Genomic DNA, 21,588 nt, shown 5'->3' with positions numbered 1-21,588 from the left:
GAGATGACGGGTGAAGATTAAGCGGTTTTTTGCCAAGGACATGCGAACGGCTCTGGCCGAGGTCAAGGAGACTCTCGGGCCCGATGCCGTCATCATGTCCAACAAGAAGGTCACCGGTGGGGTGGAGATAGTCGCCGCTGTCGATTATCAATCCCAGGTTCCGGGACCCAAAGATGCGCCAGTTCGCCGTCAGTTGAACGATGAGAGCGTCAATATCTCGTCTGCCGGACGGCAGATGACCCGCCCTGCACCGAGTCCGGCCCAGGAGCAGAACGAACATTATGTCGACACCCTGGCCGCCTTGCTGGCCCGCCAGCAGAAGCTGAACCCGGCCCAGAACGGTCAGGCGGGCCAGAGCGGCGCCCCGTCGGCCGCTGTCAGCGGTGCTCCCCGTACTCTGGCCGAGCAGGGGCAGTGGGGAGCAGCTCCCGAGCCCGCCAAACCGAAGGCGAGAGCCGCCGCGCCCGGCCGTGCTCCCCAATCCCCCCAGCGGGATCAGGAGATGGAGGGGATGCGCAAGGAGATGGCCAGCATCCGCAAGCTGCTGGAGCATCAGATCTCCGGCCTGATGTGGCAGGAGGTGGAGCGTCGCGAGCCGATGCGTGCCCTGCTCATCAAGGAGCTCAAGAAGATAGGGTTTGACGATGCCTTTGCCGATCAGCTGGCCGGCCTTATCCCCGAGGATATGTCGATCCATCAGGCCATGGCCCAGTTGGCCGAGGTGTTGACGGCCCAGCTCAAGATCAGCGAAGACGAAATTCTGCGGCAGGGTGGGGCGGTTGCCCTGCTCGGGCCGACCGGGGTGGGCAAGACCACCACCATCGCCAAGCTGGCGGCGCGGTTTGCCATGAAGTATGGCGCCGAGCAGGTGGCACTCATCACTACCGACAACTACCGGATCGGTGCCCATGAACAGCTGCAGACCTATGGTCGCATCATGGGCTGCCCGGTGCGGCAGGTGCGGGATGCCGAGGAGCTGGCCAATGCGCTCTATCAGTTCCGTCACCGCCGGCTGGTGCTCATCGATACCGCCGGGGTGGGGCAGCGGGATATCCGGCTGACCGAGCAGCTCGATACCCTGGTCAAGAATGCCAAGGTACGCATCCGCAGCTACCTGGTGATGTCGGCCACTTCCCAGCGTCGGGTGATGCAGGAAGCGGTGGACCATTTCCGGCGTATTCCATTGAGCGGCTGCATACTTACCAAATTGGATGAGAGTCTGAATCTGGGCGAAGTGATTAACGTGTGTATCCAGAATGCATTGCCTATCAGCTATATCACTGATGGACAAAGGGTTCCGGAAGATATTCAGGTCGCCAATGCGGCACAGCTCGTCGGAGCTGCCATGGGCTCGCTGGAGCGGGAAACAGAAGAACCCTATTTCTGGGGCACAGGCTTTGGCGAGGCCGAAGATTCGGAGTTTTATGAGTAACATGTATATGGATCAGGCGAGTGGTCTGCGCAAAATGCGTCAAAACAATCGAGTAAAAGTGATCGCCGTGTCTGGTGGCAAGGGTGGCGTCGGCAAGACCAACGTGACCCTGAACGTGGCGGGAGCCATGGCCGCCCAGGGCAAACGGGTGATGGTACTGGACGCCGACCTTGGCCTGGCCAACGTGGACGTCATGCTGGGACTGCGGGTGCATCGCAACCTGTCCCACGTGCTGGCCGGCGAATGCACCATCGACGACATCATCGTCGAGGGTCCTTACGGCATGATGATAGTGCCGGCCACCTCGGGCACCCAGTCCATGGTCGAGCTCTCGCCGGTGCAACACGCCGAGCTTATCCGCGCTTTCAGCGAGATGAAGACCCAGGTCGACATCCTGCTGGTGGATACGGCAGCTGGCATCTCCGACATGGTGCTGAGCTTCACCCGTGCGGCCCAGGACATCATGGTGGTGGTGTGCGATGAACCGACCTCCATCACGGATGCCTACGCCCTCATCAAGATCCTCTCCAAGGAGCACGGCGTCTTCCGCTTCAAGGTGGTGGCCAACATGGTTCGCTCCTTGCGCGAAGGGCAGGAACTCTACGCCAAGCTGACCCGGGTCACCGACCGTTTCCTGGATACCTCGCTGGAGCTGGTTGCCTGCGTCCCCTACGACACCAATCTGCGAGCCGCCGTGCGCAAGCAGAAACTGATTGTCGAAGCCTTCCCCAAGTCCCCGGCCGCGCTGGCGTTCAGAGCGCTGGCCAACAAGGCGGCAAGCTGGCCCATTCCTAACCAACCCGGTGGTCATCTCGAATTTTTCCTGGAAAATTTGCTGCAAAAGCCGGTCATAGCACAGGAAGGTTCCCGTGAATAAAGCCCAAGCGTACTTGCGTCATCAGGATTCCTATGTGCTGGTCGAGCGTCATGCTCCGCTGGTGAAACGGATCGCCCAGCATTTGTTGGCTCGCCTGCCAAGCAGTGTCTTGCTGGATGACCTGATCCAGGCAGGTATGATTGGATTGCTCGAAGCCTCTCGCAATTTTGACGGCAGCAAGGGGGCGAGCTTTGAAACCTACGCCGGGATCCGCATCCGCGGTTCCATGCTCGACGAGATCCGGCGGGGTGACTGGGTGCCGCGTTCGGTACACCGCAACAGCCGCACCATCGCCGAAGCCATCGAAAATGTTGAACAAGCCCATGGCCGTGATGCTCGCGATAGCGAGGTAGCTGCTCAGATGGGGGTCAGCCTTGGTGAGTATCACGCCATGCTGCAGGATGTCTCCTGCGGCAAGATCATCGGCATCGAAGATCTCGGCGTCAGCGAGGATGTCATTGGCCACCCCGATGACGAGCCGGGCAGCAACGGGTTTGATGAACTGGCCGCCGAACGTTTTCAAGGAGCGCTGGCCGAACACATCGGCCGCCTGCCGGAGCGGGAAGCGCTGGTGCTCTCCCTTTACTACGATGAAGAACTGAACTTGCGTGAAATAGGCGAGGTATTGAACGTCAGCGAGTCTCGCGTGAGCCAGATACACAGTCAGGCGATGCACAGATTACGCGCGCGTTTAAGAGATTGGCATGTATAAGTGTTTGTACTGGCTACACTGAAACAAAACTCTAAGGCATAATCCGCAAAACAAAACCTGCGATCTGCATCATGTAAGTGAGCCGCTCTGGCGGCTATTTAGGAGGGAATTTTGGACAAGAACATGAAAATCCTCATTGTTGACGATTTTTCAACGATGCGCCGGATTATCAAGAACTTGCTGCGTGACTTGGGATTCAACAACACCCACGAAGCAGACGATGGCAACACGGCCTTGCCAATGTTGAAAAATGGTGATTTTCAATTTGTCGTGACCGACTGGAACATGCCTGGCATGCAAGGCATCGACCTGCTCAAGGCTATTCGCGTCGATGACAAACTCAAACACCTGCCGGTACTGATGGTGACTGCTGAAGCGAAACGCGAGCAGATCATTGAAGCTGCCCAGGCCGGCGTCAATGGCTATATCGTCAAGCCTTTCACTGCTGCAACGCTCAAAGAGAAACTCGACAAAATCTTTGAACGAATCGGCTAAGGAGCAGCAGGGATGAAGGCCAAAACGAGTGCAATGATTTCGCTCGATCAGGCAAGGATGCTTGTTGCCCATCTTGAGCAAGGTGAATTTGAACAGGCCGACACGCTCATCGCCGATGCGTGTGCTCCCAATGCGGCGGCCTTGTTTGACAAAGTGGGTCAGTTGACCCGACAACTGCATGATTCCCTACAAGATTTTCGACTAGATCCCCGGATCCCCGATCTGGCCACCCATGAAATCCCCGATGCGCGGGAGCGACTCAGTTATGTCATCGACATGACGGACAAGGCTGCCAATCGCACCATGGATGCAGTGGAAGCCAGTCTACCGATTGCCGATCGATTAAATGACAATATTCAGCTTGTTCTGCCCAACTGGAATGCCCTGATGAGCAGAGAGATGAGTGTTGGGCAGTTCAAGTCTTTATGTCACCAACTGGATGATTTCATTAAGGCTTCTGAATCTGATGCCGATAAATTACGGCAACTGCTGACAGAAATCCTGATGGCGCAAGATTTTCAGGATTTGACCGGCCAGATGATCCGCAAGGTCATCAAGTTAGTTCAGGAAGTTGAAACTAAATTAATAGAAATGCTGACTATGTTTGGTGAGGCATCTGCTGAGCATTCTTCTCGCAGCCTTCCTGTAAGCGGGATTGAAGCGGAAGGCCCCATCATGAACCCTGAGACTCGTTCCGATGTGGTCAATGGTCAGGATGATGTGGACGATCTGCTGTCTAGCCTGGGATTTTAATGGAGTGACGCATGGCCTTCGAAGTTGATGAAGACATACTGCAAGACTTTTTGGTCGAAGCATCCGAAATATTGGAACAGTTGTCTGAACAACTGGTCGACTTGGAAAAGCGACCCGATGACAAGAATCTGTTGAATGCCATATTTCGCGGCTTCCATACCGTCAAAGGCGGTGCCGGCTTTCTCTCGCTGACCGAGTTGGTGGATGTTTGTCACGGTGCCGAGAACGTGTTCGATATCTTGCGCAATGGCAAGCGAACCGTTACCGCCGAGTTGATGGATGTTATTTTGCAGGCGCTGGATGCCATCAATGTGATGTTTGCCCAGGTGCAGAATCGCGAACCGCCAAGCCCGGCTTCCGCTGAAATCCTGCACGACCTGCATGAGCTCTGCAAGCCTGAAGGGGAAGAGCAGCTGTTGACCGCTTCTGCGGGTGGCAGTGTGGCGTCTGAAGAGATGGCTCCTGCCGTTGAAGAGGTGGTCGAGGTGGCCGCAGCCATCCCGGAACCTGTCGCCGATCCCGTCCCCGCTTCTTCCGTCGTCAGTGGTGGGGGCTCCATCGACGAGATCTCCGCCGATGAATTCGAACGCCTGCTCGATGAACTGCATGGGGTGGGAGGTGCTCCGACTGCTGCCGCTAGCCCGGTGGTGGCAAGCTCAGGAGATATTACCGACGATGAGTTCGAGGCCCTGCTTGATCAATTGCATGGTCAGGGTCAACATGGCGGAGCACCTGAAAGTAACCCATTGAAATCAGTGCAAAAAGAAGTCGACGAACTGATCGATGACGATGAATTCGAGCGTCTGCTGGATGAATTGCACGGTCGTGGCCAGGGGCCGCAAACCAGTATTACGCCGCCAGCAGCACCTGTGCAGGCCGCGGTCTCACCCGCTGCCGCCACGCCAGCTCCGGCCGCCAAACCAGCCCCGGCACCGGCTGCAGCCAAACCGGCTGCTGCACCGGCAAAACCGGCACCAGCCCCTGCGCCAGCCAAGCAACCGGCCCCTGCGCCTGCTGACAACGCAGTACAAAGCGATACCACCGTACGGGTGGATACCAAGACGCTGGACGTCATCATGAACATGGTGGGTGAACTGGTATTGGTGCGTAACCGTCTGGTCAGCCTTGGTATTGCCAGCAACGATGAAGACATGTCAAAAGCGGTTGCCAACCTGGATGTGGTGACGGCAGACCTGCAAGGTGCGGTGATGAAAACCCGCATGCAGCCCATCAAGAAAGTGTTTGGTCGCTTCCCGCGCGTCGTTCGTGATCTGGCTCGTACCCTCAAGAAAGAAATCGAGCTGGTGATGGTCGGGGAAGAGACGGATCTGGACAAGAACCTGGTTGAAGCGCTGGCGGATCCGCTGGTTCACCTGGTGCGCAACTCCTGTGACCATGGCGTTGAAATGCCGGATGTTCGTGAGAAAGCAGGCAAACCACGGCAGGGCACCATTACCCTGAGTGCTTCCCAGCAGGGCGATCATATCTTGCTGTGCATCGAAGATGATGGTGCCGGTATGGATCCCGAGAAGCTCAAGTCCATCGCCATCAGCCGTGGTGTGCTGGATGCCGATACGGCAGCTCGGATGAGCGACAACGATGCCTACAACCTGATCTTCGCCCCCGGTTTTTCTACCAAGTCCGAGATTTCGGATATCTCCGGCCGTGGTGTGGGGATGGATGTGGTAAAGACCAGTATCGTCAGCCTCAATGGCTCGGTGCATATCGATTCGACCTGGGGCAAGGGCACCCGTCTTGAAATCAAGGTGCCGCTGACCCTGGCCATTCTGCCGACCCTGATGGTGGAAGTGGGTGAGCAGACCTTCGCGTTGCCGCTGGGCTGCGTGAACGAAATTTTCCACCTGGATCTCAAGAAGGCCAACATGGTGGATGGCCAGCTCACCATCATAGTGCGCGAAAAAGCCATCCCGCTCTTCTATCTGTATAACTGGCTGGTCAGGGGCAAGCACAAGAAATCACGGCAGGATACGGGTCATGTGGTCATCGTGCAGATTGGCACGCAGCAGATCGGTTTTGTCGTGGATAACCTGATTGGCCAGGAAGAAGTGGTGATCAAGCCGCTGGACAGCCTGTTGCAAGGTACCCCAGGCATGGCGGGAGCCACCATCACCAGCGATGGCGGTATTGCACTCATTCTGGATGTGCCGAGTCTGCTCAAGGCGTATGCCCGTAGACATTGATAGCCCAGGCCCAAGGAGTTAGAAAAATAACAATGGCAGTCAAGGTATTAGTTGTCGACGATTCGAGCTTCTTCCGTCGTCGGGTCAGCGAGATCATTACTCAGGATCCCATGCTGACGGTGATCGATACGGCTCAAAATGGACGTGAGGCCGTGGACAAGGCGATCCAGCTGCGCCCGGATGTGATCACCATGGACATCGAGATGCCCGTGATGGATGGCATCAGTGCCGTACGCGAGATCATGGCCAAGTGTCCGACTCCGATCCTGATGTTCTCCTCTTTGACTCATGAAGGGGCCAAGGCGACGCTGGATGCGCTGGATGCCGGGGCGCTCGATTTCCTGCCCAAGAAATTTGAAGATATCGCCCGTGACAAGGATGAAGCCGTTCGCCTGTTGCAGCAGCGAGTCAAGGAGATTTCCCGCAAGCGTTTCCTGATGGCGGCACCTGCTCGTTCCAAAGCCCCTGAGCCCGCCGCCCGTTCCCCGCTGGGTAGCTCAATCGCCCGGCCAGCAGAGCGTCAGGCCGAGCCGCCGCGCGGCATGCCTGCAGCAGCCTTCAAACGCAGTGGCAAGAGTTATCAGCTGGTGGCTATCGGTACCTCGACGGGGGGCCCGGTTGCGCTGCAGAACGTGTTGACCAAATTACCCGGTGATTTTCCTCATCCCATCTTGTTGATCCAGCATATGCCGGCAACCTTTACCGCTGCGTTTGCTGCTCGCCTCAACGGTCTGTGCCAGATCGGGGTCAAGGAAGCGGAAGATGGTGATGTGCTCAAACCTGGTCATGCCTACTTGGCTCCGGGCGGCAAGCAGATGCTGTTGGAAGGGCGTGGTGCGGGTGCCCGCATCCGGATTGTCGATGGCAATGACAAGGTGAATTACAAGCCATGTGTCGACATCACCTTTGCGTCTGCTGCCAAAACCTATGCCGACAAGGTGCTTGCCATCGTGTTGACCGGGATGGGGGCGGATGGTCGGGATGGTGCGCGTCTGCTCAAGGAGCAGGGCTCTACCATCTGGGCGCAGGACGAAGCCTCCTGCGTGGTATATGGCATGCCGCAAGCGGTTGCCAAAGCCGGCATCGCCACGGAATCACTGCCGCTTGATCGGGTTGCACAACGAATCCTGGTTGAGCTGGGCCGCTAACGATGGGCATGTTCGGCCTGATCCTGGCACTGGGAGCCATCGCCATTGCCCAGTTATGGCATGGCGGCAACCTGCTCACCCTGCTTGATGGGCCTGCTTTCGTCATCGTTGTAGGAGGAACCTGGGGTGCTGTCATTTTGCAGACGCCACGCAAGTTTCTACTGGAAGCGATAAGACAGACCCGTTGGATGCTGTTACCTCCCGCCTGGGATCTGGTCGCACAAGCTGAACGACTGCAAGCCTGGGCCGTGTTTGCACGTCAGCAAGGGTTGCTGGCGCTGGAGAACCAGGCGGATCAGGAGAGCGACGAATTTACCCGACAGGGGCTCACCATGATAGTGGACGGGGTGTCGATAGATGATATTCGCATGTTGCTGGAAGCAGATATCGATATCGAGCAGGAGCGAAACGAACACTCCGCTAGGGTCTTTGAAGCCATGGGGGGTTACAGTCCGACCATAGGTATCATTGGCGCAGTGATTGGACTTATCCAGGCCATGTTTCATCTGGAAGAACCCGCCTCGCTGGGTGCCGGTATCGCCGTTGCGTTTGTCGCCACTATTTACGGGGTTGGCTTTGCCAACCTGTTATACCTGCCGATTGCCAACCGGTTACGGGCTTTTCACTATCATTACGCCCTGTTTCAGGAGATGACGCTGGAAGGCTTGATGGCAATCGCCCACGGCGAAAATGGTCCTCAGGTTGAACGGCGGTTGAAGGCTTATCTGAAGGGAGAATAGCCATGCGCAAGCGCTACCGTTTGCATCTGCAAGGTCGGGAACATCTCGATCGCTGGCTGGTTTCCTACGCCGATTACATGACGCTGATCTTCGCCCTGTTCGTTGTGCTTTATTCGGTGGCGCTGGTCAACAAGGACAAGTATCGCGCGGTCATCGATGGCATGACCCAGGCATTCAACGTCATGCAGCCACGCAGCGACGGTTTGCTGGAAGGGCAGGGAAAGTCGTTGTTGAACAACGAGGTATCTGCCGCCTCCTCGGTTCTGGAGAGCGCCACAGCCCGCTCACCCTCTTTGGCTCCCATCTCAGGTGTTCCCGTCGCGCAAGATGGTATGACTCTTGCGAAGATCGATACGCAATTGCAGGAGAGCATGGGTTCTCTGGTCGATGCCGGGGTGGTCAAGTTGACGCTCAATGACAACTGGTTGACGGTCGAGTTGAGCTCAGGTCTGTTGTTCGGCAGTGGCAGTGCTTTCATGAGTACCAATGCCGATCCCGTGCTAAATACTCTTTCAAGTATTCTGAAGCAGGTCGATAACTATGTAAGAGTACGCGGCTATACCGATAACCAGCAGATAAATAATGAAATTTTTCGTTCCAACTGGACGTTGTCTGCGGCAAGGGCGGAAGCCGTACTCACCGCGCTCATCGCGAAAGGGATAGCGCCGCAGCGGTTGGCCTATGAAGCTTACGGGGAGTTTTCTCCCTTCACAGACAACAGTACCGAGCAGGGGCGTTTACAGAATCGCAAGGTGGTGGTCGCTATTTCCAAGTTCGCCTGGGTGCCACCTGCACCGGTATCAACTCCCCCGGTGCAGGCTGTAACGGAGACGCAAGTGCCGGCCGTGCAACAGGCGGTCGAGGCAGGAGAGGTCAAGGTGATCACGCTGCCAGGTGGTGGCATACGCATAACAACGAGGCAGGATTGATACAGTGATTGTTTGGACGGTTGCCAACCAAAAGGGTGGGGTCGGTAAAACCACCACAGTGGTCTCGCTGGCCGGTATTCTGGCCCAGCGCGGCCAGCGGGTGCTGTTGATTGACACCGACCCTCATGCCTCCCTGACCTCTTATCTCGATTTTGATTCTGACCGGCTGGATGGCACTCTTTATGAGCTGTTTCAGGCGGTCAAACCAACGGCAGAGCTCGTCAATAAACTGACGTTGCGCACCAAGTTTGACAACATTCATCTGCTGCCCGCGTCAATCACCCTGGCGACCCTCGATCGAGTAATGGGCAATCGGGAAGGGATGGGGCTGGTACTCAAGCGGGCGTTGCTGCGCATTCAGGATCAGTACGATTACGTGCTGATCGACTGTCCACCCGTCTTGGGGGTCATGATGGTCAATGCGCTGGCGGCGTGTGACCGGATCCTGGTGCCGGTGCAGACCGAGTTTCTGGCGCTCAAAGGGCTGGAGCGGATGATGAAGACGTTTGAAATCATGCAGCGTTCCAAGCGGGAGAAGTTCCGTTATACCGTCATTCCCACCATGTTTGACAAGCGAACCCGTGCCTCGCTGATGACTCTGCAGTCCATCAAGGAGCAGCACGGCAATGCGGTATGGAATGCCGTCATACCCATAGATACCAAGTTCCGGGATGCCAGTTTGCTTCACATTCCCCCCTCCATCTATTCGCCGAGCAGCCGTGGCACCTATGCCTATGAGACCCTGCTCAACTATCTTGATGCGCAAGAGCGTCAGCGTGCTCATGAGGTGACATCATGAGAGATACCACCCAAGTTCGGGCCATGGATGATTACTTCCACTCCCTGTTGCTGGATGATGCGCTGTTGCTGGATTCGTCTGACGAGCCTGACTCTGCCCCCGTCATCCAGTTGCAGCGTCAGCCCCAGCCGGTGATTGATAAGGTGGCGCAACCCTATCTGGAGGCGGATCAACGGCTGGAGCAGTTGAGTGAATTGCTGGCTCAGGTCGGTCAGGTGCAGTTTGAAATCGACGCGCTGAGCCATGAAGAGGTCGTCAGCGAGCCACTCCAGATTGAGGCCGAAGATGCCCTGCTGCCCGTCGAGCCGGTCTGGCCCGAGGTGATGCCTGAGCCTGCAGCTGCGGATCCTGCCACGCTGGTGGTGACGGAAACCGATGTTGCATTGGCGCCACAGGAGGAGGTTGCCCCCTCCACCTGGGAGAATATCGATACCGGCAAGGAGTTTCAGGCGCTGTTCTTTGAGGTTGCCGGTGTCACCTTTGCGGTGCCGTTGACCGAGCTTGGCGGTATTCATCAACTGGGAGAAGTGAACACCCTGTTTGGTCAGCCAGGTTGGTACAAGGGGATCATGACTTCCCGCGAACAGAAGATGAACGTGGTGGACACGGCGCAGTGGGTCATGCCCGGCCAGCATCTGGAAGTGCCTGATTACAAGTATTTGATCATGTTGGGTGAATCTCCCTGGGGACTTGCCTGCCATCATCTGAAGGGAACGGAGTTATTGCATCGTGACCAGGTCAAATGGCGCCATCAGGAGGGCAAACGCCCCTGGCTGGCGGGCATGGTCAAGGAGAAGATGTGTGCCCTGCTGCATGTGAAAGAATTGCTCCTGTTGCTGGAGCGCGGGGTCAACATAGAAGGTCGCTGATAACTTCTGCACTCGGGCTGTTTTATTGCTAGTTTTACCAGTAGACGTTTTCATAAAAGGAATAAAAACATGACAGAAAAGCGCAATATTGCACAGAATCTGGCCGAAGATGAAGTGCTGCAGTGGGTCACCTTCCAGCTGGAAAATGAAACCTACGGCATCAACGTGATGCAGGTGCAGGAGGTGCTGCGCTACACCGAGATCGCTCCTGTGCCCGGTGCACCCGAGTATGTACTGGGCATCATCAACCTGCGCGGCAACGTGGTGACCGTCATCGATACCCGTTCCCGTTTCGGCCTGCCCTCCGGCGATGTGAGTGAAAACTCGCGCATCGTCATCATCGAGGCGGAGAAGCAGGTGATCGGCATCATGGTCGACAGCGTGGCCGAGGTGGTCTATCTGCGCTCCTCCGAGATCGACGCGGCCCCGGCGGTGGGTACCGAAGAGAGTGCCAAGTTCATTCAGGGGGTCAGCAACCGCGATGGTCAGCTGTTGATCCTGGTCGATCTGAACAAGCTGCTCTCCGATGAAGAGTGGGAAGATATCGGTTCCCTCTGATAGGAAGATAATGTGTTGATGATTGAAATTGCCGCCTTGGGGTTGTCCTTGCTGGCGCTGGTGCTGGCCCTGTATGGGGTGATCGGCAGCCGACGTGGCCAGCGAGAGTCCGAGGCCAGGGTGGAGACGCTGCAAGGGCAGCTCGAGAGCCTGCGCAAGCAGATGATGGAGCTGCATACCGGGGCCATCGGCATGGGCCAGCGTCTGCAGTCCGTCGAAGGGGCCATGCAGCAGATCAACGATCGCCAGCAGGAGCTGACCCTGCAGGATCCGGAACGTCGCCTGTACAGCCGCGCCGCCAAGATGGTGGAACTCGGTGCCGACCTCGATGAGGTCATGAATGAATGTGAATTGCCTAAGGCCGAGGCTGAATTGTTGATTTCATTGCGAAAAGGCCGCTCATGAATGTTCGGGAAGGCGTCCGCCTTCCTGATTTTCCTCCCCTCTCTTCAAGGCGGGATCTCCCCCACAAATCCTGCTGATAATTGGCATCTTTGAAAAGACGCTTCCCGATACTGTGTTAATATGCAGGCCGCTTCTTTTCACTGATTACATCCTCATGCTGCTTCAAATTCACAATCTGAGCTGCGTGCGTGAAGATCGCACTCTGTTTGAACATCTCTCCTTTGCGGTGGCTCCCGGTGATCTGGTGCAAATTGAAGGCCCCAACGGGGTAGGGAAGACCAGCCTGCTGCGCTTGCTGACTGGCTTGTCCCAACCATTTGCCGGTGAAGTGTGCTGGAATGGCGAAAATATCCACAGTTGCCGCGATGAATATCACGCCAATCTGCTCTATCTCGGTCATCAGCCTGGCGTCAAGGCTGCCCTGACACCGCTCGAAAACCTCGCCTTCTACCAGAAACTGCACCATGCAGCCGATACCAGCGTGGATCTGTGGCGGGTACTGGCCCAGGTCGGTCTGGCCGGGTTTGAAGACAACCCCACCGGTCAGCTCTCTGCCGGCCAGCAGCGCCGTGTCGCGCTGGCCCGCCTGTGGCTCAGCGACAAGCCGGCGCTCTGGATCCTGGATGAGCCGTTTACCGCCATCGACAAGCAGGGGGTGAAGGTGCTGGAGCGGCTGTTCCTGACCCACGCCGAACGAGGGGGCATGGTGATCCTCACCACCCATCAGGACATGACCCTGATGCAGGGACGGTTGAAGACCCTCTCTCTCACGCCCTTGCTGCAGGAGTAGTTCTGATGTTGCGCGCCGTAATGCACCTGATCCACCGCGAGTTGTTGATGGCCTTGCGCCAGCGCTCCGACATCCTCAACCCGCTCTGGTTTTTCCTCATCGTCATCACCCTGTTTCCGTTAGGGATCGGCCCTGAGCCCAAGCTGCTGGCCCGCATCGCTCCCGGCATCATCTGGGTGGCTGCCCTGCTGGCGGCCATGCTGTCGCTGGAGCGGCTGTTTCGCGACGATTTTGGCGACGGTGCGCTGGAGCAGATGATGCTGATGCCCCATCCGCTGGGCTTGCTGGCGCTGGCCAAAGTGATCGCTCACTGGTTGCTGACCGGCCTGCCACTGCTGCTCATCTCCCCGCTGCTCGCCATTTTGCTGTCACTGGACATGAACACCTATCTGGCGGTGGTCGCCACCCTGGCGCTGGGGACGCCGGTGCTGAGTCTGCTCGGGGCGGTCGGCGTCGCGCTGACGGTCGGTTTGCGCAAGGGGGGCGTACTGCTAAGCCTGCTGATCCTGCCGCTCTATATTCCGGTACTGATTTTTGCCACCTCCGCCATCGATGCGGCGGGGATGGGGCTGCCCTATTCGGGGCAGCTGGCGATTCTGGGGGCCATGCTGGCCGGTGCGTTGACCCTGACCCCGCTGGCGGTCTCGGCGGCGCTGCGAGTCAGCGTGAATTGACGAAAGCGTCTGAAAAAGTGGCCATGGAAGGGCCGTTATAAAAAATATAATTGAGATAGATCAAGAGGATGGCTGCTTATTGCTTTCGGGGGATGTGATGTTTTCCGGCAGTGGGTATGGTAGGCCTCGCCACGATATTAATAACAGAAAGGTTTTGTGAGCTATGTGGAAATGGTTGCACCCTTACGCTAAACCCGAGCGCGCGTACCAGTTGGCAGGGACCCTGCTGCCCTGGTTTGCCGTGACAAGCCTGCTGGCATTCATCATCGGCACCCTCTGGGGACTGGCCTTTGCACCTGCGGATTATCAGCAGGGCGACTCCTTCCGGATCATCTACATCCATGTTCCGGCCGCGATCCTCTCCATGGGGGCCTACTCCACCATGGCGGTGGCTGCCTTTATCGGTCTGGTGTGGCAGTTGCGGATGGCGGACATGACGGTGGCCGCGGTCGCGCCGGTCGGCGCCGTGTTCACCTTCATCGCACTGTTTACCGGCGCCGCCTGGGGCAAACCCATGTGGGGCACCTGGTGGGTGTGGGATGCACGACTCACCTCCGAGCTGATCCTGCTGTTCCTCTATCTCGGTGTCATCGCCCTCTACAACGCCTTCAGCGACAAGGTGCTGGCCGGTCGTGCCGCCGGCATCCTGGCGCTGGTGGGGGTGATCAACCTGCCCATCATCCACTACTCGGTGGAGTGGTGGAACACCCTGCACCAGGGCGCCAGCATCACCAAGTTTGACAAGCCTTCCATCTCCCCCGAGATGCTGTGGCCGCTGCTCATCATGATCCTGGCCTTTGCCGCCTTCCTCGGGGCCCTCTCCCTGATGCGTTTTCGAAACGAGCTCTTGATGCGGGAGTGGCACCGCCCCTGGGTCAAAGAGATAGCCGAGCAGGAGAAGTAAGCATGCACTTTGCCTCATTCAGTGACTTTCTGGCGATGGGCGGTTACGCCTTCTACGTCTGGCTCTCTTTCGGTCTGACCCTGCTCTGCCTGGTCGGCATCGTCATTTCCACCCGTATGAAAACCCGCGCCCTGCTCGGTGAACTGCGCAACAAGCAGGCGCGCGAGGCCCGCCGCAAGGCGGCCCAGCAGATGGAGAACACCCTATGAACCCGAGACGCAAGAAACGCCTCACCATCATCCTGGCGATCAGTGCCGGGCTTGCCGCGGTGATCGGCCTAGTGCTCTATGCCCTCAGCCAGAACATCGATCTCTTCTATACCCCGAGTGAGCTGGTAGAGGGCAAGGGGCCGGACAAGATCAAGCCGGAAGAGGGACAGCGCCTGCGCATCGGCGGTCTGGTGGTACCGGGTTCGGTACAGCGGGATCCCCAGAGCCTGAAGGTGGCCTTCAAGCTGGTGGACAACGGCGGGCATCTGGTGACCGTCGAGTTTGACGGCATCCTGCCGGACCTGTTCCGCGAGGGGCAGGGCATCGTTGCCCAGGGCACCCTCAAGGATGCCACCACGGTCGCCGCCTTCGAGGTGCTGGCCAAGCACGATGAGAACTACATGCCGCCGGAAGTGGCCGATGCCACCAACGGCATGCACTTCAAGCCGGAATATACCGAGGCGCAACTGAAGGGGAGCAAGCAATGATCCCGGCAGCATTCGCACCGTTTTCACCTTTTCAAGCCGGTTTACAGGTTCGTGCTGCGGCTCATTTGAAAGGAGTTCAGCCATGATCCCTGAATTGGGACAGTTTTCACTGATCCTGGCCTTCGCCACCGCCCTGCTGCTGGGCAGCTATCCGCTGCTCGGGGCCAAATGGGGGCGCCTTGGCATGATGTCGGCGGCCCGCCCGCTGGCCTATGCCCAGTTCCTGCTGCTGTTGCTGTCATTCCTGTGCCTGACCTGGGCCTTCATCGACAACGACTTTACCGTGCAGTACGTGGCCACCAACTCCAACAGCCTGCTGCCGCTGGCCTATCGCATCTCCGCGGTGTGGGGCGCCCATGAAGGTTCGCTGCTGCTGTGGGTGCTGACCCTGGGGGGCTGGACTGCGGCCGTCGCCATGTTCAGCCGTCGCCTGCCGCTCGACGCGGTGGCGCGGGTGCTCGGCGTGCTCGGCCTCATCTCGGTCGGTTTTACCGCCTTCGTGCTGTTTACCTCCGACCCCTTCATTCGTACCTTGCCCTACTTCCCGGTGGATGGGCGCGACCTCAACCCGCTGTTGCAGGATCCCGGCCTCATCTTCCACCCGCCGATGCTCTACATGGGTTATGTGGGCTTCTCGGTGGCGTTCGCCTTTGCCATCGCCTCGCTGATGACCGGCCGGCTCGATGCCACCTGGGCGCGCTGGTCGCGTCCCTGGACCATGGCGGCCTGGGTCTTCCTCACCCTGGGTATCGTGCTGGGCTCCTGGTGGGCCTATTACGAGCTCGGCTGGGGCGGCTGGTGGTTCTGGGATCCGGTAGAAAACGCCTCCTTCATGCCCTGGCTGGCGGGCACCGCCCTGCTGCACTCGCTGGCGGTGAGTGAAAAACGCGCCACCTTCAAGGCCTGGACCGTGCTGCTGGCGCTCTCCGCCTTCTCCTTGAGCCTGCTGGGTACCTTCCTGGTGCGCTCCGGCGTGCTGGTGTCGGTGCATGCGTTTGCCTCCGACCCGACCCGCGGCCTGTTCATTCTGGGCTTCCTGCTGGCGGTAATCGGTTCCTCCTTGCTGCTGTTTGCCTTCAAGGGCTCCCAGGTGAGAAGCCACGGCAAGCACGAGTTGTGGAGCCGCGAGACCCTGCTGCTGTGCAACAACATCATGTTGGTGGCGGGTCTGCTGACCGTGCTGCTCGGCACCCTGCTGCCGCTGGTACACAAGGAGCTGGGGCTGGGCAGCATCTCCATCGGTACTCCCTTCTTCAACCACATCTACAGCTGGCTGATCATTCCGTTCGCCCTGTTGCTGGGGGTCGGCCCGCTGTTTCGCTGGCGCCGCCAGGAGCTGGGGGAGCTCAAGGGCAAGGTGGTGCTGGCGCTGGTATTGAGCCTGGCCGCTGCCATTTTGCTGCCGCTGCTGCTGGCCGAGGAGTTCAAGCCCTGGGCTGCGCTCGGTATCGGGCTTGGCGCCTGGATCATCGTGACCAGCGTGCAGGAGACCTGGGTGCGTGCCACCCACAAGCACAGCTTCGCCGTTGGCGTGCGCCGCCTTGGCAACAGCCACTGGGCGATGATCCTGGGTCATGTGGGCCTCGCGGTGAGCATCATCGGCATCGCCTGTACCCAGAACTACAGCATCGAGAAGGATCTGCGGATGCAGGCCGGCGATCGGGTCCAGTTTGCCGACTACGAGTTCGTCTTCACCGGTATCAAGGAGAAGAACGGCCCCAACTACGACGGCTTCAAGGGCGTGCTGGAAGTGCACAAGGACGGTAAGCAGGTCGCCCTGCTCAAGCCGGAGAAACGCATGTACAAGGTGACCCGGATGCCGATGACCGAAGCGGCCATCGATGCCGGCTTCACTCGGGATCTCTACGCGGCACTCGGCGAGCAGCTCGACAGCGGCGCCTGGGCGGTGCGGATCTACTACAAACCCTTCGTGCGCTGGATCTGGTTCGGCGGCGTCTTCATGGCCATCGGCGGCGTGCTGGCGATGTTGGACAAGCGCTACCGTTTCGGTCGTCGTGACGAGGAGGCCAAGGCATGAGCAAGAAGACCTGGTTGTTTCTGATCCCCTTCATCGTGTTTCTGCTGGGGGCCGTGTTTCTGTTCAAGGGGCTCTACTCCGACCCCACCAAGCTCGAGTCCGTGATGGTGGGAAAGGAGGTGCCCGTGTTCACCCTGCAGGACATCTACGACCTCAATAAGCAGCATGACAGGAGCATCCTCAAAGGACGCCCCATGCTGCTCAACGTCTGGGCCACCTGGTGCCCGACCTGCTATGGGGAGCACACCTACCTCAAGCAGCTGGCGGGGCAGGGGATCTACATCGTCGGCATGAACTACAAGGATGAACGGGCCAAGGCCATCAACTGGCTGGCGGAGCTCGGCAATCCCTACCAGATCAATCTTTATGATCCCGACGGCATGCTGGGGCTGGATCTGGGGGTCTACGGCGCGCCGGAGACCTTCTTCATCGACAGCCAGGGCATCATTCGCTATCGCCACGTGGGGGACGTCAACCCCGAGGTGTGGGCCAGCACCCTCAAACCCATCTATGACGCCATGAAGTGAGGGAGAGCCTGATGAGAATGTTTATTGCGTCCCTGCTGCTGCTGGCGGGACTGGGCGGGGCGGGCCAGGCGCTGGCCGCCATCGATGTCTACACCTTCGACAGCGACGCCCAGGAACAGACCTTTCGCGAGCTGACCAAGGAGCTGCGCTGCCCCAAGTGCCAGAACCAGGATATCGCCGACTCCAACGCGGGCCTGGCCAAGGACTTGCGGGACAAGACCTACCAGATGGTGCGCGAGGGCAAGGACAAGCAGGAAGTGGTGGATTACATGGTCGCCCGTTACGGCAACTTCATCCTGTACAACCCGCCGCTGATGGCATCGACCCTGATCCTCTGGCTTGGCCCCCTGCTGGTGATCGTCATCGGTGTCGTCATGGTGGTGGTGCGCAGTCGCCGTCGTCCCGCGGCGGCCACGCCGGCGGATAGCGCCCTGAGCGCGGAGGAGCAGCGTCGTCTGGCTACCCTGCTCAAAGAGGAAGAGAAACAATGACCGCATTTTGGATAGTGATCGCGGCCCTGCTGGCGCTGGTGAGTCTGGCGCTGGTGCTGCCGTTGTGGCGGGGTGAGGGCAAGCAGAGCATCAGCCGCTCGGCCCTCAACAAACAGCTTTATCGCCAGCGTCTGCTGGAGATCGGGGAAGAGCGCGAGCAAGGAGTGCTGGCGGAAGAGCAGGATTCCCTGATCGAGCTGCAACGCAGCCTGCTGGACGACATCCCCGACGTGGAGCAGACCGCCCGCGGCGGCAAGAGCATGATCTGGATCCCGGGTGTGCTGGTGCTGCTGGTGGTGAGCCTGGGGCTCTACTACAAGCTCGGCTCCTGGCAGGAGGTCAGCCGCTGGCAGGATGCCAACAGCCGGCTGGGCGAGCTCAGCAACCGCATCTTGGTGGAGCGGGACGCCGAGGTTACCGAGCAGGATCTGCTGGACTTCACCCTGGCCCTGCGTACCCGCTTGAAGGATGAGCCGAATGATTACCGCGGCTGGCTGCTGCTGGGGCGGCTGTCACTGGATGGCAATGATCCCGAGATGGCCCGCGAGGCGCTGGAGCGGGCCTACGGGCTTGCTCCGCAGAAGGCGATGGTGGCGGTGCCCTACGCCCAGGCGCTGATGATGACAGGGGATGACGCGCAAGCCGATCAGCTGCTGCGGGTGGCCATTGCCCAGGATCCTGCCAATATCGAGGCGCGCTCCGTCTACGCCTTCATGGCGCTGCAAAAAGAGGACTTCAAGACCGCTCTGCAACGCTGGCGCGAGATGCTGCCGCTGATGGAGAAGGGCTCGACCCGTTACACCATGGTGGAGCGCTCCATCGACTATGCCGAGCAGCAATTGAAAAAACGCGACATGGCCAGTGCGACCGTGCCGGCTGAGGCGAGCGGGCAGAACGCGGCCTCTGACCAGGTGCTGGAGGTGAAGGCTGGCGAGTTCCCGCTCAAGGTGACGCTGGCCGATGGCATTGCACTGCCGGAAGATGCCCATTTGTTCGTGTTTGCGGTGATCCCCAACGGACCGCCCATGCCCATTGCGGTCAAGCGTATCCCGGGGCCGCACTTCCCGCTGACCCTGTCGCTGGGTGACGGTGACGCCATGATGGAAGGCAACAAGCTGGCTGCCTACCCCGAGCTGCAGTTCAAGGCGCGCCTCTCCCGTGGCGGCAACGTCATGAACAAGGAAGGAGCGTTTGAAGGCGTCTCCGTTCCGGTCGCCACCGGTTCGATTCCTTCAGCGCCGATTGACATCCGCATCGATCACGCCCTCTAATACGCCTTTGGCCCGGCCCCTCGATGGGGCCGGGCTGCCTATAATTCAGATTAATCACAATAAAAAGCTAGGACTTCCATATGTATGTGCGTGTAGGGGCATTGATGGTGGCCTTGTTGCTGGGGGGCTGTGCTGGCGGCCCGCCCAAGCAGGGGCCCGAGAGCCTTGACCTCAAGGAGACGCCGAGCCGGCCCGGTGCGACCAGCACGGCCAGCGATGGGCGTGACCCGTTCCAGGGCGCCAACCGGGCCATGTGGGCCGTCAACTACGATGTGCTGGAGCCCTATGTGGCCCGTCCCGTGGTGCATGGCTATGCCCGCTATATTCCGCAGGGAATGAAGGACGGCATCGAAAACCTGGTGGAAAACTTCAACGAGCCGAGCAGCATGGTCAACCATCTCATCACCGGCGATTTGAAGGGGGCGGGCACCAACCTGGGTCGCTTCACCCTCAACACCACCGTGGGTCTGCTGGGTATCTTCGACGTGGCCAAGCATGCCGGCCTTGCGCGCAACAAGCTGGAGCTCAATACCGTGCTGGGCCGCGCCGATATCGGTGATGGTGCCTACCTGATGGTGCCGGTCTACGGCCCGACCACCACCCGCAAGCTGGTGGGGGATACCATCGATACCATCTACTTCCCCTATGCCTTGCTGACCCTGCCCCTGCGCATCACCCACTGGGCGCTGGATGGTCTGGGTACCCGTTCCAAGCTGATCGATCAGGAGCGGATCATCGACAACGCGCTCGATCCTTATGCCCTGACCAAGGACTTCTATCTGCAGTACAACCAGAACAAGGTGACCGGCCGTCAGACCGAGCTCAAGCAAGAGCAGCAGGAGAAGCAAGACGACAGCAATCTGGACGACTATCTGGATGAAATCGACCAGTGATGCCAGTGCATCCTGCTCGATTGATGTAACAAAGGCGCCTACGGGCGCCTTTTTCGTCTCTGCTGTTGCACAGGCATAAAAAAACGCCCCGCAAGAGCGGGGCGTTTTGGCAAGAACGGGGGCTATCAGGCAGCCAGGTTCTTGGCCACGAATTCCCAGTTAACCAGGGTCCAGAAAGTTTCCATGTACTTCGGACGCAGGTTGCGGAAATCGATGTAGTAGGCGTGTTCCCACAGGTCGACGGTCAGCAGCGGAGTGGTACCGGCTTCGGTCAGCGGGCAACCGGCGTTGGAGGTGTTGACGATGGCCAGGGAGCCGTCAGCCTTTTTCACCAGCCAAGTCCAGCTGGAACCGAAGTTGCCGATGGCAGACTTGGTGAACGCATCCTTGAACTCGGCGAAGGAGCCGAACGCCTTGGTGATGGCATCGGCCAGAGCGCCAGTGGGCTCGCCACCGCCGTTCGGGGAGAGGCAGTGCCAGTAGAAGGTGTGGTTCCAGATCTGGGCGGCGTTGTTGAAGATGCCGCCAGTGGAGGTCTTGATGATCTCTTCCAGAGACTTGCCTTCAAACTCGGTACCCGGCACCAGGTTGTTCAGGTTGACCACATAGGTGTTGTGGTGCTTGCCGTGGTGGTATTCCAGAGTTTCCTGGGAGATGTGCGGTTCCAGAGCATTGATTGCATAGGGCAGAGCGGGAAGTTCGAATGCCATTTTCTACTCTCCATTGGCTGGCCGTGCGAAGGCGACGGTTGCAAGACATTGCGTACTCTTTTCTATCTTGAAAAGAATTGTTCTTGAAATAAGGGGGCCAGATGGCCCAAAGCCCATCGATTGTACCAGCATCAAAGATGGGCTAACAACTCTTGATTCTCGCCATGATCCGGATCAAGCTGCGGCGTATTGATTCATCACTTCTTGCATCCGAGGTAGTTTGCCAGTTTGTGGTCTGCCCGGATTGCAGTAGAATGGCCGCCGAAATCGCTCTAGTGAGGCACCTATGGAAACTATTGAAAAGATCAAACAGCAGCTGGCTGAAAACCCCATCATCCTGTACATGAAGGGCTCCCCCAAGCTACCCAGCTGCGGTTTCTCTGCCCAGGCCTCCCAGGCCCTGATGTCCTGTGGCGAGCCGTTTGCTTACGTCGACATCCTGCAAAACCCGGATATCCGCGCCGAATTGCCGAAGTTTGCCAACTGGCCGACCTTCCCCCAGCTGTGGGTGGAAGGTGAGCTGGTCGGTGGCTGCGACATCATGATCGAGATGTTCCAGGCCGGTGAGCTGCAGACCCTGATCAAGGAAACTGCCGCCAAACACAAGCAGGATGACGCCGCCGCCGAATAAGGCAGCAGCTGCATCATGCAAAAAAGGGAGCCAGTGGCTCCCCT

Annotated in this window: 25 protein-coding genes; 24 read left to right on the top strand and 1 reads right to left on the bottom strand. The window is 58.7% G+C overall.

Annotated features, from left to right (window positions below):
* The first annotated feature begins 10 nt into the window (after window positions 1–10).
* The 23 genes from flhF to ACB032_RS08900 all read left to right on the top strand — a co-directional run bounded on the left by flhF (window position 11) and on the right by ACB032_RS08900 (window position 20,203).
* A complete protein-coding gene (gene flhF / locus ACB032_RS09010; RefSeq protein ID WP_371137792.1) occupies window positions 11–1,432 on the top strand; it encodes a flagellar biosynthesis protein FlhF in 1,422 nt (473 codons plus the stop codon).
* Window position 1,433: 1 nt separating this feature from the next.
* Window positions 1,434–2,309: a MinD/ParA family protein gene (locus ACB032_RS09005; RefSeq protein WP_010634619.1), complete on the top strand. Its 876-nt coding sequence runs from the start codon at window positions 1,434–1,436 to the stop codon at window positions 2,307–2,309.
* A complete protein-coding gene (locus tag ACB032_RS09000; protein ID WP_017409955.1) occupies window positions 2,302–3,021 on the top strand; it encodes an RNA polymerase sigma factor FliA in 720 nt (239 codons plus the stop codon). The genes ACB032_RS09005 and ACB032_RS09000 overlap by 8 nt, the downstream gene beginning before the upstream one ends.
* Window positions 3,022–3,132: 111 nt before the next feature.
* Window positions 3,133–3,516 (top strand): chemotaxis response regulator CheY, encoded by a 384-nt coding sequence (gene cheY, locus ACB032_RS08995; RefSeq protein ID WP_010634617.1) that lies wholly within the window; start codon window positions 3,133–3,135, stop codon window positions 3,514–3,516.
* Window positions 3,517–3,528: 12 nt separating this feature from the next.
* Entirely contained in the window at window positions 3,529–4,269 is a 741-nt protein-coding gene (locus tag ACB032_RS08990; protein WP_011705289.1) for a protein phosphatase CheZ, read from the top strand.
* A gap of 11 nt (window positions 4,270–4,280) precedes the next feature.
* Complete coding sequence (locus tag ACB032_RS08985; protein ID WP_371137791.1) at window positions 4,281–6,470, top strand: chemotaxis protein CheA; 2,190 nt, start codon at window positions 4,281–4,283, stop codon at window positions 6,468–6,470.
* A gap of 32 nt (window positions 6,471–6,502) precedes the next feature.
* Window positions 6,503–7,618 (top strand): chemotaxis response regulator protein-glutamate methylesterase, encoded by a 1,116-nt coding sequence (locus ACB032_RS08980; protein ID WP_371137790.1) that lies wholly within the window; start codon window positions 6,503–6,505, stop codon window positions 7,616–7,618.
* A gap of 2 nt (window positions 7,619–7,620) precedes the next feature.
* Complete coding sequence (locus ACB032_RS08975; protein ID WP_024943899.1) at window positions 7,621–8,358, top strand: flagellar motor protein; 738 nt, start codon at window positions 7,621–7,623, stop codon at window positions 8,356–8,358.
* 2 nt (window positions 8,359–8,360) lie between these two features.
* Window positions 8,361–9,287, top strand: coding sequence for an OmpA family protein (locus tag ACB032_RS08970; RefSeq protein ID WP_371137789.1), 927 nt, complete (start codon window positions 8,361–8,363; stop codon window positions 9,285–9,287).
* Window positions 9,288–9,291: 4 nt separating this feature from the next.
* Window positions 9,292–10,086, top strand: a complete 795-nt coding sequence (locus tag ACB032_RS08965; RefSeq protein ID WP_011705294.1) for a ParA family protein — start codon at window positions 9,292–9,294, stop codon at window positions 10,084–10,086.
* Entirely contained in the window at window positions 10,083–10,955 is an 873-nt protein-coding gene (locus ACB032_RS08960) for a chemotaxis protein CheW (protein ID WP_371137788.1), read from the top strand. Before ACB032_RS08965 ends, ACB032_RS08960 begins: the two co-directional genes overlap by 4 nt.
* Window positions 10,956–11,024: 69 nt before the next feature.
* Complete coding sequence (locus ACB032_RS08955) at window positions 11,025–11,513, top strand: chemotaxis protein CheW (protein WP_005298836.1); 489 nt, start codon at window positions 11,025–11,027, stop codon at window positions 11,511–11,513.
* Window positions 11,514–11,531: 18 nt separating this feature from the next.
* Window positions 11,532–11,918: a DUF2802 domain-containing protein gene (locus tag ACB032_RS08950; RefSeq protein WP_011705296.1), complete on the top strand. Its 387-nt coding sequence runs from the start codon at window positions 11,532–11,534 to the stop codon at window positions 11,916–11,918.
* A 154-nt stretch (window positions 11,919–12,072) separates the two neighbouring features.
* Window positions 12,073–12,708, top strand: coding sequence for a cytochrome c biogenesis heme-transporting ATPase CcmA (gene ccmA, locus ACB032_RS08945; RefSeq protein WP_371137787.1), 636 nt, complete (start codon window positions 12,073–12,075; stop codon window positions 12,706–12,708).
* 5 nt (window positions 12,709–12,713) lie between these two features.
* Window positions 12,714–13,382: a heme exporter protein CcmB gene (gene ccmB, locus ACB032_RS08940; RefSeq protein WP_011705298.1), complete on the top strand. Its 669-nt coding sequence runs from the start codon at window positions 12,714–12,716 to the stop codon at window positions 13,380–13,382.
* Between the two features lie 163 nt (window positions 13,383–13,545).
* Window positions 13,546–14,286, top strand: a complete 741-nt coding sequence (locus ACB032_RS08935) for a heme ABC transporter permease (RefSeq protein ID WP_011705299.1) — start codon at window positions 13,546–13,548, stop codon at window positions 14,284–14,286.
* Window positions 14,287–14,288: 2 nt separating this feature from the next.
* Window positions 14,289–14,495 (top strand): heme exporter protein CcmD, encoded by a 207-nt coding sequence (ccmD, locus tag ACB032_RS08930; protein ID WP_011705300.1) that lies wholly within the window; start codon window positions 14,289–14,291, stop codon window positions 14,493–14,495.
* Window positions 14,492–14,983, top strand: a complete 492-nt coding sequence (ccmE, locus tag ACB032_RS08925; RefSeq protein ID WP_011705301.1) for a cytochrome c maturation protein CcmE — start codon at window positions 14,492–14,494, stop codon at window positions 14,981–14,983. The genes ccmD and ccmE overlap by 4 nt, the downstream gene beginning before the upstream one ends.
* An 82-nt stretch (window positions 14,984–15,065) precedes the next feature.
* Window positions 15,066–17,021: a heme lyase CcmF/NrfE family subunit gene (locus ACB032_RS08920; RefSeq protein ID WP_011705302.1), complete on the top strand. Its 1,956-nt coding sequence runs from the start codon at window positions 15,066–15,068 to the stop codon at window positions 17,019–17,021.
* The gene (locus ACB032_RS08915; protein WP_005298853.1) at window positions 17,018–17,548 is read left to right on the top strand and encodes a DsbE family thiol:disulfide interchange protein; all 531 of its coding nucleotides are present in this window, start codon (window positions 17,018–17,020) and stop codon (window positions 17,546–17,548) included. The genes ACB032_RS08920 and ACB032_RS08915 overlap by 4 nt, the downstream gene beginning before the upstream one ends.
* 11 nt (window positions 17,549–17,559) lie before the next feature.
* A complete protein-coding gene (locus ACB032_RS08910; protein ID WP_041217129.1) occupies window positions 17,560–18,039 on the top strand; it encodes a cytochrome c-type biogenesis protein in 480 nt (159 codons plus the stop codon).
* On the top strand, window positions 18,036–19,310 hold the full coding sequence (gene ccmI, locus ACB032_RS08905) for a c-type cytochrome biogenesis protein CcmI (protein ID WP_371137786.1): 1,275 nt from the start codon (window positions 18,036–18,038) through the stop codon (window positions 19,308–19,310). Before ACB032_RS08910 ends, ccmI begins: the two co-directional genes overlap by 4 nt.
* An 80-nt stretch (window positions 19,311–19,390) precedes the next feature.
* On the top strand, window positions 19,391–20,203 hold the full coding sequence (locus ACB032_RS08900; protein ID WP_029301472.1) for a VacJ family lipoprotein: 813 nt from the start codon (window positions 19,391–19,393) through the stop codon (window positions 20,201–20,203).
* 125 nt (window positions 20,204–20,328) lie between these two features.
* On the opposite strand, the gene sodB is transcribed toward ACB032_RS08900, so the two are convergent.
* A complete protein-coding gene (gene sodB / locus ACB032_RS08895; RefSeq protein WP_011705306.1) occupies window positions 20,329–20,913 on the bottom strand; it encodes a superoxide dismutase [Fe] in 585 nt (194 codons plus the stop codon).
* Window positions 20,914–21,199: 286 nt separating this feature from the next.
* Between sodB and ACB032_RS08890 the strand changes: the two genes are divergently transcribed.
* Window positions 21,200–21,544 carry a Grx4 family monothiol glutaredoxin gene (locus ACB032_RS08890; protein WP_010673955.1) on the top strand — a complete coding sequence of 115 codons (345 nt, stop codon included), beginning with the start codon at window positions 21,200–21,202 and terminating at the stop codon, window positions 21,542–21,544.
* Window positions 21,545–21,588 lie beyond the last annotated feature (44 nt).

It is taken from the genome of Aeromonas sp. S5(2024), from assembly GCF_041403025.1.
Taxonomy (GTDB): domain Bacteria; phylum Pseudomonadota; class Gammaproteobacteria; order Enterobacterales; family Aeromonadaceae; genus Aeromonas; species Aeromonas hydrophila.
The sequence above is the reverse complement of the archived record's forward strand: the minus strand, read 5'-3'. Positions and strand labels throughout refer to the sequence as shown.